1 protein-coding gene is annotated in these 343 nt (G+C 74.6%); it reads left to right on the top strand.

The genetic code is table 11. The features are described from left to right. Positions 1–343, top strand: a 343-nt coding sequence (locus IF89_RS39890) for a hypothetical protein (RefSeq protein WP_043195049.1), incomplete at both ends; no start/stop codon positions are given.

Genomic DNA, 343 nt, shown 5'->3' with positions numbered 1-343 from the left:
GGGGCTGGAGTACGGGCGGCCGCTGGCCGGACACGGCCCCGTCATCACCCGCGTCGCCTCCCCCCTCGGCGCGGTGACCGAGATCGCCTACGAGGAGATTCCCGGATCTCCCGTCCCGGCGCTGGCCGCGACCCGCCTGCGCACCCTCGACGACAAGGGCGAGCTGGCCGCGCCCGAGCAGCGGTTCTCCCCCGCAGTGGAGGAGGGCCGCGCCTATACCGGGGCGGGGGGCGGCTTCGCGGGCGAGGACGATGTCTTCGACCAGCGGACCGGTTTCACCTACACCACCGAGGTCTCCCTCCTGGGCCCCGACGGCGAGCCGGAGCGCAGGGTGGTCTCCCAC

Origin of the sequence: Streptomyces sp. NRRL F-2664, from assembly GCF_000719345.1 — a bacterium.
Classification (GTDB): Bacteria; Actinomycetota; Actinomycetes; order Streptomycetales; family Streptomycetaceae; genus Streptomyces.
Note: the sequence above shows the minus strand (reverse complement) of the source record. Positions and strands in the feature narration are given on the sequence as shown.